This window comes from Paenirhodobacter hankyongi (genome assembly GCF_003664585.1).
Lineage (GTDB): Bacteria > Pseudomonadota > Alphaproteobacteria > Rhodobacterales > Rhodobacteraceae > Rhodobacter > Rhodobacter hankyongi.
The window spans coordinates 1-17,749 of record NZ_RCHI01000023.1 but is presented as its reverse complement, the minus strand read 5'-3'; the positions used below and the strand labels follow the sequence as shown (position 1 = coordinate 17,749).

At 65.6% G+C, this 17,749-nt stretch carries 14 protein-coding genes and 1 tRNA gene; all 15 read right to left on the bottom strand.

The features are described 5' to 3' along the window. Positions 1-98: 98 nt before the first annotated feature. The 15 genes from DYS74_RS16895 to tuf all read right to left on the bottom strand — a co-directional run bounded on the left by DYS74_RS16895 (position 99) and on the right by tuf (position 17,745). Complete coding sequence (locus tag DYS74_RS16895; protein WP_121534848.1) at positions 99-821, bottom strand: phosphatase PAP2 family protein; 723 nt, start codon at positions 819-821, stop codon at positions 99-101. Further along, on the bottom strand, positions 808-2,250 hold the full coding sequence (locus DYS74_RS16890; protein ID WP_183077576.1) for an ArnT family glycosyltransferase: 1,443 nt from the start codon (positions 2,248-2,250) through the stop codon (positions 808-810). The genes DYS74_RS16895 and DYS74_RS16890 overlap by 14 nt, the downstream gene beginning before the upstream one ends. After that, positions 2,240-2,548, bottom strand: coding sequence for a lipid-A-disaccharide synthase N-terminal domain-containing protein (locus DYS74_RS16885; RefSeq protein ID WP_121534874.1), 309 nt, complete (start codon positions 2,546-2,548; stop codon positions 2,240-2,242). Before DYS74_RS16885 ends, DYS74_RS16890 begins: the two co-directional genes overlap by 11 nt. After that, the gene (locus DYS74_RS16880) at positions 2,545-3,267 is read right to left on the bottom strand and encodes a glycosyltransferase family 2 protein (RefSeq protein ID WP_121534846.1); all 723 of its coding nucleotides are present in this window, start codon (positions 3,265-3,267) and stop codon (positions 2,545-2,547) included. The genes DYS74_RS16885 and DYS74_RS16880 overlap by 4 nt, the downstream gene beginning before the upstream one ends. 111 nt (positions 3,268-3,378) lie before the next feature. Continuing rightward, entirely contained in the window at positions 3,379-4,092 is a 714-nt protein-coding gene (locus DYS74_RS16875) for a hypothetical protein (protein WP_121534845.1), read from the bottom strand. 157 nt (positions 4,093-4,249) lie between these two features. Beyond that, the gene (gene rpoC / locus DYS74_RS16870; protein WP_121534844.1) at positions 4,250-8,485 is read right to left on the bottom strand and encodes a DNA-directed RNA polymerase subunit beta'; all 4,236 of its coding nucleotides are present in this window, start codon (positions 8,483-8,485) and stop codon (positions 4,250-4,252) included. A gap of 49 nt (positions 8,486-8,534) precedes the next feature. Further along, on the bottom strand, positions 8,535-12,671 hold the full coding sequence (gene rpoB, locus DYS74_RS16865) for a DNA-directed RNA polymerase subunit beta (protein ID WP_121534843.1): 4,137 nt from the start codon (positions 12,669-12,671) through the stop codon (positions 8,535-8,537). A gap of 246 nt (positions 12,672-12,917) precedes the next feature. Next, positions 12,918-13,292, bottom strand: coding sequence for a 50S ribosomal protein L7/L12 (gene rplL / locus DYS74_RS16860; RefSeq protein ID WP_121534842.1), 375 nt, complete (start codon positions 13,290-13,292; stop codon positions 12,918-12,920). Positions 13,293-13,355: 63 nt separating this feature from the next. Next, entirely contained in the window at positions 13,356-13,871 is a 516-nt protein-coding gene (rplJ, locus tag DYS74_RS16855) for a 50S ribosomal protein L10 (protein ID WP_121534841.1), read from the bottom strand. A gap of 221 nt (positions 13,872-14,092) precedes the next feature. Further along, positions 14,093-14,791: a 50S ribosomal protein L1 gene (rplA, locus tag DYS74_RS16850; protein WP_121534840.1), complete on the bottom strand. Its 699-nt coding sequence runs from the start codon at positions 14,789-14,791 to the stop codon at positions 14,093-14,095. 3 nt (positions 14,792-14,794) lie between these two features. Further along, positions 14,795-15,247 carry a 50S ribosomal protein L11 gene (gene rplK, locus DYS74_RS16845; RefSeq protein WP_121534839.1) on the bottom strand — a complete coding sequence of 151 codons (453 nt, stop codon included), beginning with the start codon at positions 15,245-15,247 and terminating at the stop codon, positions 14,795-14,797. Positions 15,248-15,334: 87 nt separating this feature from the next. Continuing rightward, on the bottom strand, positions 15,335-15,874 hold the full coding sequence (gene nusG / locus DYS74_RS16840; RefSeq protein ID WP_121534838.1) for a transcription termination/antitermination protein NusG: 540 nt from the start codon (positions 15,872-15,874) through the stop codon (positions 15,335-15,337). Between the two features lie 189 nt (positions 15,875-16,063). Beyond that, a complete protein-coding gene (secE, locus tag DYS74_RS16835) occupies positions 16,064-16,246 on the bottom strand; it encodes a preprotein translocase subunit SecE (protein ID WP_121534837.1) in 183 nt (60 codons plus the stop codon). A gap of 105 nt (positions 16,247-16,351) precedes the next feature. Continuing rightward, a tRNA-Trp gene (locus tag DYS74_RS16830) sits at positions 16,352-16,427 on the bottom strand. A gap of 142 nt (positions 16,428-16,569) precedes the next feature. Further along, positions 16,570-17,745, bottom strand: coding sequence for an elongation factor Tu (tuf, locus tag DYS74_RS16825; RefSeq protein WP_121534836.1), 1,176 nt, complete (start codon positions 17,743-17,745; stop codon positions 16,570-16,572). Positions 17,746-17,749: the final 4 nt, after the last annotated feature.

Genomic DNA, 17,749 nt, shown 5'->3' with positions numbered 1-17,749 from the left:
TGGCCGGTCCTGACCGCTGAAATCCACCTTCAGGACACACTGCGCCCATCAGGTAGCGGCGGCTATAGGAGGAGTCGGACCCCTTGTCAACAGCGCCCTCAGGGCGCCCCGGCGGCATTGCGCCGCGTCCCGAGCTGGCCGGCGAAGAGGGCGTAAAGCCCCCAGGCGAGCGTCAGGGTGATCAGCGCGGCAAAGACCGCGTCCGAGGCGAAGTGCCGCCCCGTCGCCACCCGCTGCACGATGACGAAGGCGGGGATGAACAGTGCGACAGCGCGCAGATAGACCCGCTGCCAGCCCTCGATCCGGGTCCAGAGCACCGAGGCAAGCCACAGCGCCACGGCAAGCGCCACCGCAGCCGAAACCTCGCCCGAGACGAAGGAGCAGTTGCGCGCGCACTGGTCGGTGAACGTGCCCGCCGGGGTGAACAGCTTGGTGCCACCGAATTCGGTCACGAAGGCCGGGCGGGCGCGGCCGGAATAGGCCTTGAGAAAGCCGTTCACGATCAGCCCCGGGCCGACGACATAAAGGGCCACGACGAATCCCCAGGCCCGCGCCGGCATCCCCCAGACGGCGCGTCCCTTGGCAAAGGCACGCAGCCCGGCGACGATCGCCACCGCCAGCACGATCAGCGCCAGATCCCACAACCGCTGGCGCAGCCATTCCCACAGCGGGTTGGCGATCACGTCGAACCCCGATCCCGCATGCCAGAACAGCCCCGAGATCGCCAGATCGACCGAGGGCGCGCCGCGAAACAGCATCACCGCGGCGAACCAGCCGGCCAGCAGCCAGCGTCCGGTCAGGCTCAGGTCAAGGCGCGGCATTCAGGCACTCTCCCGGCACGACGTAGGGGGTGACCCCCTTCCCTTCCCAGGTGCCCGAGCCGTTCAGCATCCCCGCCGGCGGCACGGGCCCGGCGCCACAGTCGATCGGGCTGCGGCGGATCACCAGAATGCGGCCGGCGAACCCGTCAGGCAACGGGAAATTCTGCTCGTAATAGTTCATCGGCCGACCGACCGGACGGGGCGCATAGATCGTCACCCCGGCATCGCGGCCGGTGTAGAACAGATCGGCGAGGATATCGCGGTCGCTGGTGTAGACCGGCACGCCCTCGGCGGTGGCAAGGGCCAGGATCCGCCGGCTCAGCTCGGTGCGGCCGAGATAGCGGTTCAGCAGCGGCTTGCCGCCCGGCGCGGGCCAGGGGGCGAGCACCGTCAGCGCCGCGACCGCCGTCACCGCGACAAGATTCGTCAGCAACGCAAGCCACCGGCCCCACCGCGGCAGCACCAGCACGGCGAGGATCACCCCCGCGAGATAGGCCGAGACCGCCCAGTTCGCATAGGCCTTCTCGAGCAGCGCCTGCCCCGTTACCACGACCAGCGGCGGCAGGGTCAGCGCGGCCAGCACCCGCCGCTCTGCGGTGCGTGCGCGCAGCACGCCGAGGATCAGCGCGCCCATCGTCACCGGGCCGAAGACCGCGATCTGCGCCGCAAGCCAGCCGCCCATCGAGCCCCAGTTCAGCCCCGCGCTCTCGCCCTCGCGCACCCAGCCGACGTTGTCCATCGTGTGCTCGAGCGTGGCGAACTGATGCGTCACGTTCCACGCGACATTCGGCGCGATCACCAGCGCGAAGGCCAGCACCGCAAGCAGCGCATTGCCCCAGCCGATCCGCCGCGCGGGCGCCACCAGCACCGCCAGCACGATCCCCGCCGGCAGGAACAGCGCCACGTATTTCGCCATGAAGGCAAAGCCCGCGCAGAGGCCAAGCGCCAGCGCATCGCCCGCCCGCCGGCTCTCGCCAAGGCGCCAGAAGAACAGCATGCCGCCCGCGAAGAAGGGTGCCATCACCGTGTCGGTCGAGATCATCGCCGAGCCGACGGCGGTGAAGGGCAGCGTGACATAGAGCGCCGCTGTCCAGATCGCCGCGCCGCGCCCGGCGATGCGGGCAGCAAGCGCCGCAAGGATCACACCGGTCAGCCCGTGCAGGACGGGCGCCGGCAGACGCACCCAGAACGGCGCACTCGATCCCGCGAGATCGGTCACCGCCCGGATCAGCCAGCCGATCAGCGGCGGCTTCGAATAATAGCCGAAGTCGAAGCGCTGGCCCCAGAGCCAGTATTGTGCCTCGTCGACGAAAAGATCGGTGCGGTCGAAGGCCAGCGCCAGCACCCGCGCCGCGGTCACTGCGGCGACGATTGCCAGCACCGGGCCAAGCCAGCCCCCGGCCTCGGGCCGCGACGGCTCAGGCTTCACGGCGACGCTTGGCATAGATCAGCCACAGGTTGCGGGCATAGATCACCACGCCCAGAGCCTGCCCCAGGATGAACACCGGGTCGGCGCGGTAAAGCGCATAGGCCAGCAGCATCACCCCGCCCGCGAGCGAGAAATACCAGAACGCCACCGGCATCACCGAATCCTTGGCGCGCTCCGACGCGATCCACTGCAACAGGAAGCGCGCGGTGAACATCAGCTGCGCGGCCAGGCCGAAGATCACCCACAAAAGCTCGGTCATCGAGCCGACATGGAGCAGCTTTTCCAGCCATTCGGTCATTTCGTCACCTCGGTCGGGCGCGCCGTCTTGCGGCGCCGGATCAGCCAGGCAACGCCCGCCAGATCGACGATGCCGACAAGTCCGCGCTGCAGGTTCGAATAATGCGAGCGCCCGCCGCCGCGCGGCCGATGGCTCACGTCGACATGCGCCACGCCCCAGCCGTCACGCGCAAACAGCGCCGGCAGATAGCGGTGCATGTGATTGAAATAGGGCAGCTCCAGATAGGCCGCGCGGCGGAAGGCCTTGAGCCCGCAGCCGGTGTCGCGGGTGTGGTCATTGAGTACCCGCGCCCGCAGCCCGTTCGCGAATTTCGACGCCAGCCGCTTCGACAGCGTGTCCTGCCGCGCCACGCGCTGCCCGGCGACCAGCCCGATCGCCGCGGCCCCCGGCGCCTCGAGCGGCGCGATCAGCTTCGGCAGTTCCTCGGGCGGGTTCTGCCCGTCGCCATCGAGCGTCGCGCAGATCGCGCCACGCGCCGCCCGCACGCCCGAGCTCACCGCCGCCGACTGTCCGCCCGACACGTCATGGCGCAGCACCCGCAGTCGCGGCGCCCGCACGAGCCTTGCGCGCAGGATCTCGGCCATGCCGTCATCCGAGGCATCGTCGACCACGATCACCTCGTAGTCGCGGCCCGCCAGCGCCGCGTCGATCCCGTCGAGCAGCGTCTCGATGTTTTCCGCCTCGTTCTTGGCGGGGATCACGATGGAAACTTCGGTCATCTGTCGCGGCCCTTTCCGCCCGGCACGGGCCGCCACCTCTTACCCGCAGGCCCCGAAGTTGTAAACGGAGCACGCGCCGGGGGCCTGCCCCGGCGCGGCGCTCGGCACGGTTCAGCCGAACTGGGCGAAGAGCTTGGAATAGGGCACCTTCAGTGCGCCGCGGGCGGCCAGGGCGGCCGCCATATCCCCGCTGTCGGCCGCGGCCCGGAACGCCCTGGCCGAGGCGGCAAAGGCCTCGATCAGCGGCGCATAGGCGGGGTTTGCCGCCTCGGGTGCCGGGTTCGCGACGATCTGCGCGGCGAGATAGTCAAGCACCGCCGCATCCCCCGCCAGCGCCGCCGCGGCCCCCGGCCCCATCGCCGCATAGTCGCGGCCCAGAACCTCTTCCATCGCCGTGTGATAGGCGTTCATCCGGTCGGAAAAGCCGATCAGCCCGGCGCGTTCGTGCAGCCCGGCAATCTCGGCCCGCACGCCCTCGAGCGTCTCGTGCGCCGCCGGCAGCTTGCCCGCCGCGACCTCGTCGCGCGCCTTGCCGATCAGCGCCGAAACCGCGTCGAAGGTCTGCGTCAGCGCAGCATCGGCGGCGTATTGCGGCGGCGGCGTGGTGCCCCATTGCGCCGACATCTCGCTCCAGGCGGTGTCGAACCCCGCCAACGCCTTCGCCGTCTCGGGTGCCTTTCCGGCATTCGACAGGAACAGCGCCGCGCGATAGTCGCCATAGACCGCACGCAGCTGCGCCTCGGCATCGGTGAAGGGGCTCGCCAGCGCCGGCAGCGCCAGCGTGCCAAGGACGGCCGCAAGGGCGGCCTGGGTGATCCGGTTCATTCTGTCCTCCGTGTTCCGCACGGCACCTGCGCGCCGTTCTCCCATGGAACGGCTCAGTCCTGCGCCTCTGTCGGGGCTGCGTCAACCCGCCGCGGAAAACGGAAAACCCCCGCGCGATCACTCGCGCGGGGGCTGATCTTTCAGGCCCTGGCCACGATCACTCGCGGCTTTCGGGGGTGTCCACCGGACCGAAGTCGTCTTCGCCATAGGAGGTGTCGATCGGCGCCGCGAGGGCCGCCGCCGCTTCCGCCTCGGCGCGACGCGCCTCGATGACCTTGCTGTCGCGATCGGTCGCGATCTTGCGCACGCGGGTGGTGGCGCCACCCGTGCCCGCCGGGATCAGACGGCCGACGATCACGTTCTCCTTCAGGCCGACAAGCTTGTCGCGCTTGCCCTGAACCGAAGCCTCGGTGAGCACGCGGGTGGTCTCCTGGAAGGAGGCCGCCGAGATGAACGAGCGCGTCTGCAGCGAGGCCTTGGTGATGCCCAGAAGCACCGGCTCGCCCGAGGCCGGACGGCCACCGCGGGCCTCGACCTTCGCGTTCTCTTCCTCGAACTCCTGCCGGTCGACGTTCTCGCCCTTCAGCAGCGTGGTATCGCCCGAGTCGCGGATCTCGATCTTCTGCAGCATCTGGCGAACGATCACCTCGATGTGCTTGTCGTTGATCTTCACGCCCTGCAGACGATAGACGTCCTGCACCTCGTCGATGAGGTAGTCGGCCAGAGCCTCGACCCCCATGATGCGCAGGATGTCGTGCGGCGCCGGGTTGCCGTCCATGATGTAGTCACCCTTCTGCACGAAGTCGCCTTCCTGCACCGGGATGTGCTTGCCTTTCGGCACCATGTATTCGACCGGCTCCAGACCTTCCTGCGTCGGCTCGATCGCGATCCGGCGCTTGTTCTTGTAGTCCTTGCCGAAGCGCACATAGCCATCGATCTCGGCGATGATCGCGTGGTCCTTCGGACGACGCGCCTCGAAGAGTTCGGCCACACGCGGCAGACCGCCGGTGATGTCCTTCGTCTTCGCGCCCTCGCGCGGGATACGCGCGACGGTGTCACCGGCCTTCACCTCGTGCCCGTCATCGACCGACAGAATCGCGTCGACCGACATCGGGTAGGTGACCGGGTGACCGGCGTCGTTGCGGACCGGCTCGCCGTCGGCGTCGACGATCAGGATCTCCGGCTTCAGGTCGTTGCCCTTCGGCGCCGAGCGCCAGTCGGTCACGATCTTCTGCGTCATGCCGGTCGCCTCGTCGGTATCCTCGCGCACCGAGATGCCCGAGACGAGGTCGACGAACCGCACCATACCCGCCTTTTCGGCAATGATCGGCAGGGTGTAGGGGTCCCATTCGAAGAGCTTGGCGCCGCGCTTGACCGCATCGCCTTCCTTGACGTGCAGCTTCGAGCCGTAGCTGAGCTTGTAGGACACGCGCTCGGTGCCGTGATCGTCAACGATCGCGATCTGCATGTTCCGGCCCATGACGATCTGATCGCCGTTCTCGGCCACCAGAAGGTTCGGGTTGCGGAACTCGATCTTGCCTTCCTGCGACGCTTCCTGGAACGACTGCTGGCCGCCCTGGGCGATGCCGCCGATGTGGAAGGTACGCATGGTCAGCTGCGTGCCCGGTTCGCCGATCGACTGGGCGGCGATGATGCCGACCGCCTCGCCGATGTTGACGAGCGTGCCGCGCGCCAGGTCGCGACCGTAGCAGAGCGCGCAGACGCCCTCCTCGGCCTCGCAGGTCAGCGCCGAGCGGATCCGCACCGACTGCACGCCGTTGACCTCGATCAGGTCGGCCTTGCGTTCGTCGATCAGCTCGTTCTTGCGCACGATCACGTCGTCGGTGCCCGGAACCAGCACGTCATCGGCCGCGACACGGCCGAGGACGCGCTCGGAGAGCGGCGCCACCACTTCGCCGTCGTTGACGGCCGCGGTCGCGGTGATCGCGTGCTCGGTGCCGCAGTCGTGCGAACGCACGATGCAGTCCTGGGCGACGTCGACCAGACGACGGGTCAGGTAGCCCGAGTTCGCGGTCTTCAGCGCGGTATCGGCCAGACCCTTACGGGCGCCGTGGGTCGAGTTGAAGTACTCGAGCACGGTCAGGCCTTCCTTGAAGTTCGAGATGATCGGCGTCTCGATGATCTCGCCCGAGGGCTTGGCCATCAGGCCGCGCATCCCGCCGAGCTGCTTCATCTGCGCCGGCGAACCACGCGCACCGGAGTGCGACATCATGTAGACCGAGTTCGGTTCCTTCTCCATGCCCGCGTCATCGACGCGAACGGCGGAGATTTCCTTCATCATCTCGCCGGCGACTTCGTCCGAGCACTTCGACCAGGCATCGACCACCTTGTTGTACTTTTCGCCCTGAGTGATCAGGCCGTCCATGTACTGCTGCTCGAATTCCTTCACCTGATCGCGGACGCGGTTGACGATCGTCCACTTGGTGTCCGGAACGACCATGTCGTCCTTGCCGAAGGACACGCCGGCCTTGAACGCCTCGCGGAAGCCCATCGACATGATCTGGTCACAGAAGATCACCGATTCCTTCTGGCCGCAGTAGCGGTAGACGGTGTCGATGACGTTCTGCACGTCCTTCTTGCGCAGCAGGCGGTTCACCAGGTCGAAGGGCGCCTTGGCGTTCAGCGGCAAGAGCGCGCCAAGCCGCAGACGGCCGGGCGTGGTCTCGAAGCGCTTGAAGACCTCGTTGCCTTCCTCGTCGATCTGCTTCACCCGCGCCGAGATCTTCGAGTGCAGGTGCACCGCGCCCGAGAACAGGGCGTGCTCGACTTCCTCGATGGTGCTGAAGACCATGCCTTCGCCCGGCAGGCCCTTGCGCTCCATCGTGGTGTAGTAGAGGCCGAGAATCATGTCCTGCGACGGAACGATGATCGGCGAGCCGTTGGCCGGCGACAGAACGTTGTTCGTCGACATCATCAGCACGCGCGCTTCCAGCTGGGCTTCCAGCGAAAGCGGCACGTGGACGGCCATCTGGTCACCGTCGAAGTCGGCGTTGAAGGCCGAGCAGACGAGCGGGTGCAGCTGGATCGCCTTGCCTTCGATCAGCGTCGGCTCGAACGCCTGGAAGCCCAGACGGTGCAGCGTCGGCGCGCGGTTCAGGAAGACCGGGTGCTCGCGGATGACTTCGTCGAGGATGTCCCAGACCTCGGGACGCTCTTTCTCGACCAGCTTCTTCGCCTGCTTCACGGTGCTCGACAGGCCCTTGGCCTCGAGGCGCGAATAGATGAAGGGCTTGAACAGCTCGAGCGCCATCTTCTTCGGCAGGCCGCACTGATGCAGCTTGAGTTCCGGCCCGGTCACGATGACCGAACGGCCCGAGAAGTCGACGCGCTTGCCGAGCAGGTTCTGACGGAACCGGCCCTGCTTGCCCTTGAGCATGTCGGAGAGCGACTTCAGCGGACGCTTGTTGGTGCCGGTGATGACGCGGCCGCGACGGCCGTTGTCAAACAGCGCATCGACCGATTCCTGCAGCATGCGCTTTTCGTTGCGCACGATGATGTCGGGCGCACGCAGCTCGATCAGCCGCTTCAGACGGTTGTTGCGGTTGATGACGCGACGATAGAGGTCGTTCAGGTCCGAGGTGGCAAACCGGCCGCCATCGAGCGGCACCAGCGGGCGCAGTTCCGGCGGGATCACCGGCAGCACCGTGAGGATCATCCACTCGGGACGGTTGCCCGACTCGATGAAGCTCTCGACGATCTTCAGACGCTTGATGATCTTCTTCGGCTTCAGCTCGCCAGTGGCTTCCTTCAGCTCCTCGCGGAGCTGTTCGGCGGTCGCCTCGAGGTCGATCGCGGCCAGCATCTCGCGGATCGCCTCGGCGCCGATATTGGCGGTGAAGGCGTCCGACCCGAACTGGTCCTGCGCGTCCATGTACTCGTCTTCGGTCATCAGCTGGCCATAGGACAGATCCGTCAGGCCGGGTTCGATGACGACGTAGTTTTCGAAGTAGAGGATGCGCTCGAGATCACGCAGCGTCATGTCCAGCATCAGGCCGATGCGCGAGGGCAGCGACTTGAGGAACCAGATATGGGCGACGGGCGAGGCCAGCTCGATATGGCCCATGCGCTCGCGGCGGACCTTCTGCAGCGTCACTTCGACGCCGCATTTCTCGCAGACGACGCCGCGATACTTCATCCGCTTGTACTTGCCGCACAGGCACTCATAGTCCTTGATCGGCCCGAAGATGCGGGCGCAGAACAGGCCGTCGCGCTCGGGCTTGAAGGTCCGGTAGTTGATGGTCTCGGGCTTCTTGATCTCGCCATAGGACCACGACAGGATCCGCTCGGGCGAGGCCAGCGAGATCTTGATCTCGTCAAAGGCCTTCGGCGACACGAGCGGGTTGAACGGATTCTGGGTCAGTTCCTGGTTCATCTGCTATTCCTTGAGTGAGAGGTCAGAGGGGTGGTGAGCGCCGTGGCGCTCACTCCTCTTCCTCCGAGTCCAGGAGTTCCATGTTGAGGCCGAGGCCCCGGACCTCTTTCACGAGAACGTTGAACGATTCGGGCACGCCCGCCTCGAAGTTGTCCTCGCCCTTGACGATCGACTCGTAGACCTTGGTCCGGCCCGCCACGTCGTCCGACTTCACCGTCAGCATTTCCTGCAGGGTGTAGGCGGCGCCGTAGGCTTCGAGGGCCCAGACTTCCATCTCGCCGAGACGTTGGCCGCCGAACTGCGCCTTACCACCAAGCGGCTGCTGGGTGACGAGCGAGTACGGACCGGTCGAACGCGCGTGCATCTTGTCGTCGACAAGGTGGTGCAGCTTGAGGAAGTACTTCACGCCGACGGTGACCTTGCGGGCGAACTTCTCGCCGGTGCGGCCGTCATAGACGTCCGACTGACCCGAGGTATCGAAGCCCGCGCGCGTCAGCGCATCGTTGACGTCCGCTTCCTTGGCGCCGTCGAAGACCGGGGTCGCGATCGGCACGCCGCCGCGCACGTTCTCGGCGCATTCGACGAAACGGTCGCTCTCCATCTCCGAGAAGACCTCTTCATAGGTCTCGTCGCCATAGCCGTAGCGCATCGCGTCGCGCACCGGGGTCAGGTCGCCCGAACGGCGATACTCGCGCAGCGCCTCGTCGATCTTCAGCCCGAGGCCGCGGGCCGCCCAGCCCATGTGCGTCTCGAGGATCTGACCGACGTTCATGCGCGACGGCACGCCGAGCGGGTTCAGCACGAGGTCGACCGGAGTGCCGTCCGCGAGGAAGGGCATGTCTTCCTTCGGAACGACCTTCGAGACGACGCCCTTGTTGCCGTGACGGCCTGCCATCTTGTCGCCGGCCTGCAGCTTGCGCTTCACCGCGACGAAGACCTTGACCATCTTCATCACGCCCGGAGGCAGATCGTCGCCCTGACGGACCTTCTCGACCTTGTCCTCGAACCGCAGATCGAGCGCACGCTTCTGCGCGTCGAACTGGTCGTTCAGCGCCTCGACTTCCTTGGCGTCGGCTTCGTTCTCAAGCGCGAGCTGCCACCACTGGCCCTTCGAGAGGGTGCCCAGCAGTTCCGGCGTCACTTCCGAACCGGCCTTCACGCCCTTCGGCCCCTTCACCGCGACCTTGCCGAGGATCAGCGAGCGCAGACGCGCATAGATGTTGCGCTCGAGAATGGCGAGCTCGTCGTCCCGGTCACGGGCCAGACGTTCGACTTCCTCGCGCTCGATCTGCAGCGCACGCTCGTCCTTGTCGACGCCGTGACGGTTGAAGACGCGCACTTCAACGATCGTGCCATAGGCCCCCGGCGGCAGGCGCAGCGAGGTATCGCGCACGTCCGACGCCTTTTCGCCGAAGATGGCGCGCAGAAGCTTTTCTTCCGGCGTCATCGGGCTTTCGCCCTTCGGCGTGATCTTGCCCACGAGGATGTCGCCCGGCCCCACTTCGGCGCCGATGTAGACGATGCCCGCCTCGTCGAGGTTGCGCAGCGCTTCCTCGCCGACGTTCGGGATGTCGCGGGTGATCTCTTCCGGCCCGAGCTTGGTGTCACGCGCCGCGACTTCGTATTCCTCGATGTGGATCGAGGTGAACACGTCGTCGTGGTGGATGCGTTCCGAGACGAGGATCGAGTCTTCGTAGTTGTAGCCCTGCCAGGGCATGAAGGCGACGACCACGTTGCGGCCAAGCGCCAGTTCACCGAGTTCGGTCGACGGACCGTCGGCGATCACCTGGCCCTTCGCCACCTGGTCGCCCACCTTCACGATCGGGCGCTGGTTGATGGTCGAGGACTGGTTCGAGCGCTTGAACTTGCGCAGACGGTAGATGTCGACGCCGGCGTCGCCGATGCCCAGATCTTCCGTCGCCCGGATCACGATACGCTGCGCGTCGACCTGGTCGACGATACCGCCGCGGTTCGCCATGATCGCGGCGCCCGAGTCGCGCGCCACGGTCGCTTCCATGCCGGTGCCGACGAAGGGCGCCTCGGCACGCAGCAGCGGAACCGCCTGACGCTGCATGTTCGCGCCCATCAGGGCGCGGTTGGCGTCGTCGTTTTCAAGGAAGGGAATGAGCGCCGCACCGACCGAAACCAGCTGTTTCGGCGACACGTCGATCAGGTCCACCGCCTCGGCCGGGTTCAGCATGAACTCGCCCGACTGACGGGTCGAGATCAGCTCGTCGACGAAACGGCCCTCGGCATCGAGCTTGGCGTTCGCCTGCGCGATGGTGTGGCGCATTTCCTCGGTGGCCGACATGTAGACGACCTCGTCGGTCACCTTGCCGTCCACGACCTTGCGGTAGGGAGTCTCGATGAAGCCATACTTGTTCACCCGCGCGAAAGTGGCGAGCGAGTTGATCAGACCGATGTTCTGACCTTCCGGCGTCTCGATCGGGCACATGCGGCCGTAGTGCGTCGGGTGCACGTCGCGCACCTCGAAGCCGGCGCGTTCGCGGGTCAGACCGCCCGGCCCGAGGGCCGAGAGGCGCCGCTTGTGCGTCACTTCCGACAGCGGGTTGGTCTGGTCCATGAACTGGCTGAGCTGCGACGAGCCGAAGAACTCGCGCACCGCGGCGGCCGCGGGCTTCGCGTTGATCAGGTCCTGCGGCATCACCGTGTCGATCTCGACCGAGGACATGCGTTCCTTGATCGCGCGCTCCATGCGCAGCAGGCCGACGCGATACTGGTTTTCCATCAGCTCGCCGACCGAGCGCACGCGGCGGTTGCCGAGGTGGTCGATGTCGTCGATCTCGCCCTTGCCGTCACGCAGCTCGACCAGGCCCTTGATGCAGGCGATGATGTCGTCGCGACGCAGCGTGCGCTGCGTGTCGGGCGCGTCGAGGTCGAGGCGCATGTTCATCTTCACGCGGCCGACGGCCGAGAGATCATAGCGCTCGCTGTCGAAGAACAGCCCGTCGAACATCGTCGAGGCGGCTTCCACGGTCGGCGGCTCGCCCGGACGCATGACGCGATAGATATCCATCAGCGCCGTGTCGCGGTTCCAGTTCTTGTCCGCAGCCATGGTGTTGCGGATGTAGGGGCCGACGGTGACGTTGTCGATGTCGAGCACCGGCACCTCGGTGATGCCGTTGTCGATCAGCGTCTTGATCGAGCCACCCGAGAGCTGGCCTTCCTTGTCGTATTCCGCGGTCAGCTCTTCGCCGGCCTCGATGTAGATGTAGCCGGTGCGCTCGTTCACCAGGTCCTTGGCGCAATAGCGGCCGAGGATATGCTCGAACGGAACGAGCAGCTCGGTGACCTTGCCCTCGTCGCTCCACTTCTTGACCATGCGCGGCGTGGCCTTCTCGCCGGCATTGAGGATCACCTCGCCGGTGGCGGCGTCGATCAGGTCATAGGTCGGACGGGTGCCGCGCACGCGCTCGGGGAAGAACTTGGTGATCCAGCCACGCTTGCCCTCGGCGCGGAAGGAGACGGTGTTGTAATAGGCATCCATGATGCCTTCCTGGTCGAGGCCGAGCGCATAGAGCAGCGTCGTCACCGGGAGTTTCCGGCGACGGTCGATGCGCGCGAACACCAGGTCCTTCGCGTCGAACTCGAAATCGAGCCACGAGCCGCGATAGGGAATGATGCGGCAGGCGAACAGCAGCTTGCCCGAGGAATGGGTCTTGCCGCGGTCATGGTCGAAGAACACGCCCGGCGAGCGGTGCATCTGCGACACGATGACACGCTCGGTGCCGTTCACGATGAAGGTGCCGTTCGAGGTCATGAGCGGCATGTCGCCCATGTACACGTCCTGCTCCTTGATGTCCTTGACCGAACGCGCGCCCGTCGTCTCGTCGACATCGAACACGATCAGGCGAAGCGTGACCTTGAGCGGCGCGGAATAGGTCAGGTCCCGCTGCATGCATTCTTCGACGTCGAACTTCGGCTTCTCGAGTTCGTATTTCACGAATTCGAGGATCGCGTTGTCGTTGAAATCCTTGATCGGGAAGACCGACTGGAACACACCCTGGAGGCCCTCGCCATCCAGCGGCTTGTCGGCATCGCCCGAGCGCAGGAACAGATCGTAGGATGCCTTCTGAACCTCGATGAGGTTCGGCATTTCGAGGACTTCGCGGATTTTACCGTAGTAACGGCGGATGCGCTTCTGACCAACGTAAGCTTGAGCCATGCTCGTCGTGACCTTTCGTCGTTTCGCGGGCGCACACACCGTCGGGGCCCGGTGCGCGGCGCGTGGCGATCAAGGGGGGCGGTTCCATACCTGCCTTCCGTCCCACCGGAAGGCTCCCGAACCGCGAACGCCGCCTTGGACAGGGTTTCCGTCCGAAACCCTCGCCAAGACAGGTTCGGCTGGGCCCGGGAAGACCCCGGACCCAGCCCATTTTCACAGAAGCGGATGCGGACGCATCCGGCCCGATTACTTGAGCTCGACCTTGGCGCCGGCTTCTTCGAGCTTCTTCTTGATCTCTTCGGCTTCGGCCTTCGCCGCGCCTTCCTTGACCTTGCCGCCAGCTTCGACCAGGTCCTTGGCTTCCTTGAGGCCAAGGCCGGTGATCGCGCGGACTTCCTTGATCACGTTGATCTTGTTCGCGCCGGCGTCGGTCAGGACGACGTCGAACTCGGTCTTCTCTTCGACGGCTTCAGCCGGGCCAGCGGCCGGGCCGGCCATCATGACGGCGCCACCGGCAGCCGGCTCGATGCCGTATTCATCCTTGAGGATGGTTTTCAGTTCCTGGGCTTCGAGCAGGGTCAGGTTAACAATCTGCTCGGCAAGGGCTTTAAGATCGGCCATTTTTCCGTTCCATTCTGATATAGGGTTATCCAACGTCGGTTCCGACGAAGGCAATTGGTTGCGTCAGGCGGCTTCCCGCTCCTCAAGAGTCTTGAGGATACCCGCGATGTTCGAAGCAGGCGCGCCAATGGCACCGGCGATGTTCGAAGCCGGAGCACCGATGCACGAGGCGATCTGAGCGATGAGCTCTTCGCGCGACGGCATGGCAGCCACGGTTTTGACACCGGCCGGATCCAGAGCCTCCGTGCCCATGGCCCCGCCAAGGATTGCGAACTTGTCGTTCGCCTTGGCGTAGTCCACCGAGACCTTGGCCGCAGCCACCGGGTCTTCGGAGAAGGCAAGGACGGTCATCCCCGTCAGAAGTTTCCCCATGCTTTCGCAGGGTTTTCCTTCAAGGGCGATCTTGGCGAGCGTGTTCTTGGCAACGCGGACCGAACCACCGGCTTCGCGCATGCGCGACCGGAGATCCTGCATCTGAGCAACCGTCATGCCTTCGTAGTGGGCAACCACCACGACGCCAGAGCTTGCGAAGATCTGGCCGAGTTCCTCGACCACTTTCTCTTTCTGGGCTCTATCCACGGTTACACTCCAAGTTCGGGGGTTTCCCCCCTGCTCTCATTTCCTGCGGGCGATTGCCCGAAGGTCGGGTCCGATCGGTTCCCGAGAAGATCGCCCGAGGTCACCCCCGGAATTTCTCGTTCCCCATCTCAGGAAGGACATTAAGCCGGGAACCGGCTCCCTCCGTCTCGGACAGGACGGGGCGTCACCGCCCCGTCATTCGCCGGTTTCCCGGCAAATTCTCAGTTGGCGGTCGCCGACGACAGGTCGACGGTCACGCCCGGGCCCATGGTCGAGCTCAGCGACACCTTCTTCAGGTAGGTGCCCTTCGCGCCCGTGGGCTTCGCCTTCGACACGGCTTCGACGAAGGCGCGCACGTTCTGGGCGAGGGCTTCCTCGGTGAACGAGACCTTGCCGATGCCGCCGTGGATCACGCCGGCCTTCTCGACCTTGAACTGGACCTCACCGCCCTTCGCGGCCTTGACCGCGTTGGCGACGTCCATGGTCACGGTGCCGACCTTCGGGTTCGGCATCAGGTTGCGCGGCCCGAGGATCTTGCCCAGACGGCCGACCAGCGGCATCATGTCCGGCGTCGCGATGCAGCGATCGAACTCGATCTTGCCCGACTGGATGGTTTCCATCAGGTCTTCGGCGCCCACGATGTCGGCACCGGCGGCCTTGGCTTCGTCAGCCTTGGCAGCGCGGGCGAACACTGCGACGCGCACGGTCTTGCCCGTGCCGTTCGGCAGCTGAACCACGCCGCGGACCATCTGGTCGGCGTGACGCGGGTCGACACCCAGGTTCATGGCGATCTCGAGCGTCTCGTCGAACTTCGCCGCAGCGGCCGACTTGATCAGCTTGACGGCGTCCTCGACCGAGAGGTTCGCCTTGCCTTCGAAAGCGGCGCGCGCGGCGGCCGTGCGTTTACCCAGCTTGGCCATGGCTTACCCCTTAACCTCGATACCGACCGACTTCGCCGAGCCCAGGATGATGTGCATCGCGGCTTCGACGTCGTTCGCGTTCAGGTCCTTCATCTTGGCTTCGGCGATCGCACGCACCTGGGCGGCGGTCACGGTGCCGGCAACCTCGCGGCCCGGCTTCGCCGAGCCCTTCGGACGGTTGCGCTTGCCGACGGGCTTCAGACCGGCGGCCTTCTTCAGCATGAAGGAGGCGGGCGAGGTCTTGGTCTCGAAGGTGAACGACTTGTCGGCGTAGTAGGTGATCACCACCGGAACGGGCGAACCCTGTTCCATTTCCTGCGTGCGCGCGTTGAACGCCTTGCAGAATTCCATGATGTTGATCCCGCGCTGACCGAGCGCGGGGCCGACCGGCGGGGAGGGGTTGGCCTGCCCGGCCTTGATTTGCAGCTTCAGCTGCCCGATAACTTTCTTGGCCATCTGGCCTGCTCCTTGTCACTGTCACGCCAGAGGGCGCGAAGTTTAGCGGTGCGGCGCGGGTTGCCCCTTGCCTCCCGCAGCTCCCACTCAGGCGCCCTTGGACACCTGGGTGAATTCCAGCTCGACCGGCGTCGGCCGGCCGAAGATCGACACGGTGACCTTCAGGCGGCCCGCCGCGTCGTCGACTTCCTCGACCATGCCCGAGAAGCCCTCGAAGGGCCCGTCGGTCACGCTCACGTTCTCGCCGACCTCGAAGCGGATCAGGTTGCGCGGCGCAACGGCCTCGCCCGATTCGCTGGTCCGGTTCAGCATCGCGTTCACCTCGGCGTCGCGCATCGGCGTCGGCTTGCCCTGCGGGCCGAGGAACCCGGTGACCCGGTTGATCGAGGTGATCAGGTGATAGCCCCGATCGCTCATGTCCATCCGCACGAGCACATAGCCCGGCATGAAGCGGCGCTCCGACGTGACCTTCTTGCCACGACGGATCTCGATCACTTCCTCGGTGGGAACGAGAACCTCTTCGATCTCGTCCTCGAGTCCCTTCTCGGCCACAGCCTGCTTGATCTGTTCGGCGACCTTCTTCTCGAAGTTCGAGAGAACGCTCACCGAATACCACCGCTTCGCCATGCCCACTGCCCTTCCACCGACGGTGACCGCCGAAAATTCCGTTTCCCCAACGGGTTACCCCGATTTCCGGAACAAAAAGGCGCGCACGACCCGAATCGTTGCACGCCGGTTCCGGAAAGGTCCCGCCCCTTTAGCGCCCCAGCCCCATGATTTCAAGCGAATTGCGTGGGGCTGCGGCGCGGCGCCGCCTCAGCCGATCACCGCGGTGACGCCGAGACGGATCACCCAGTCGACGAGCGAGAAGAACAGCGCCGTCAGCGCCGCCATCGCAAAGACCATGACCGTCGTCAGGAAAACCTCCCGACGGGTCGGCCAGGCAATCTTGCCCACTTCCGAGCGCACCTGCTGCAGGAACTGAACGGGGTTTGCCATGCACGTGATCCTCTTTTTCGCGACCGGCTCCAGATACGCGCTCGGCCGCGGGATTACAAGCGGCTTGCCGCCTGTGCGTCCTGTCGCGATGTCCGGAGAGCGGCCTGGCAGGGGTTGGGGGACTCGAACCCACGACCCTCGGTTTTGGAGACCGATGCTCTACCAACTGAGCTAAACCCCTAGGCCGTGTGCGGGTGCTAAAGGAGGCGCCGCGGGAAATCAAGGGGCTTTTTGCACGCCCCGCATTTCCGCGCGCAACACGCTCGTGCAAAACGAAAAAGGGCCACCCGAAGGCGGCCCTTTCCCGAACGGTCAGTCCGAGATCACTTGAGGATCTTGGAGACGACGCCAGCGCCGACGGTGCGGCCGCCTTCACGGATGGCGAAGCGGAGCTTCTCTTCCATCGCGATCGGGGCGATCAGCTCGACGGTGAACTTCAGGTTGTCGCCCGGCATCACCATCTCGGTGCCTTCCGGCAGCTTCACGGTGCCGGTGACGTCGGTGGTGCGGAAGTAGAACTGCGGACGGTAGTTCGCGAAGAACGGCGTGTGACGGCCGCCTTCTTCCTTCGTCAGGATGTAGGCTTCCGCCTCGAACTCGGTGTGCGGGGTCACCGAGCCCGGCTTCGCCAGGACCTGACCACGTTCCACGCCCTCACGGTCGATGCCGCGCAGCAGCGCGCCGATGTTGTCGCCGGCTTCACCGCGATCCAGCAGCTTGCGGAACATCTCGACGCCGGTGCAGGTCGTCTTCTTCGTCGGACGGATGCCGACGATCTCGAGTTCGTCGCCCACGTTCACCGCGCCACGCTCGACACGGCCGGTCACAACCGTGCCGCGGCCCGAGATCGAGAACACGTCTTCGATCGGCATCAGGAACGGCTGGTCGACAGCGCGCACCGGGGTCGGGATGTAGTCGTCGACAGCGGCCAGCAGCGCGCGGATCGAGTTCTCGCCGATTTCCGGATCACGGCCTTCGAGAGCGGCCAGAGCCGAGCCCTTGATGATCGGGGTGTCGTCGCCCGGGTAGCCGTAGGCCGACAGAAGTTCGCGGATTTCCATCTCCACGAGCTCCAGCAGCTCTTCGTCGTCAACCTGGTCGACCTTGTTCATGTACACCACGATGTACGGGATGCCGACCTGACGGCCGAGCAGGATGTGCTCGCGGGTCTGCGGCATCGGGCCGTCGGCCGCCGAAACCACCAGGATCGCGCCGTCCATCTGCGCCGCGCCGGTGATCATGTTCTTCACGTAGTCCGCGTGGCCGGGGCAGTCGACGTGCGCATAGTGACGCGCAGCCGTCTCGTATTCCACGTGCGCCGTCGAGATCGTGATCCCGCGGGCTTTCTCTTCCGGCGCGCCGTCGATCTGGTCGTAGGCCTTGAATTCACCGAAGTACTTGGTGATCGCAGCCGTCAGCGTCGTCTTGCCGTGGTCAACGTGGCCGATCGTGCCGATGTTGACGTGCGGTTTCGTCCGTTCAAACTTTGCCTTTGCCATTCGC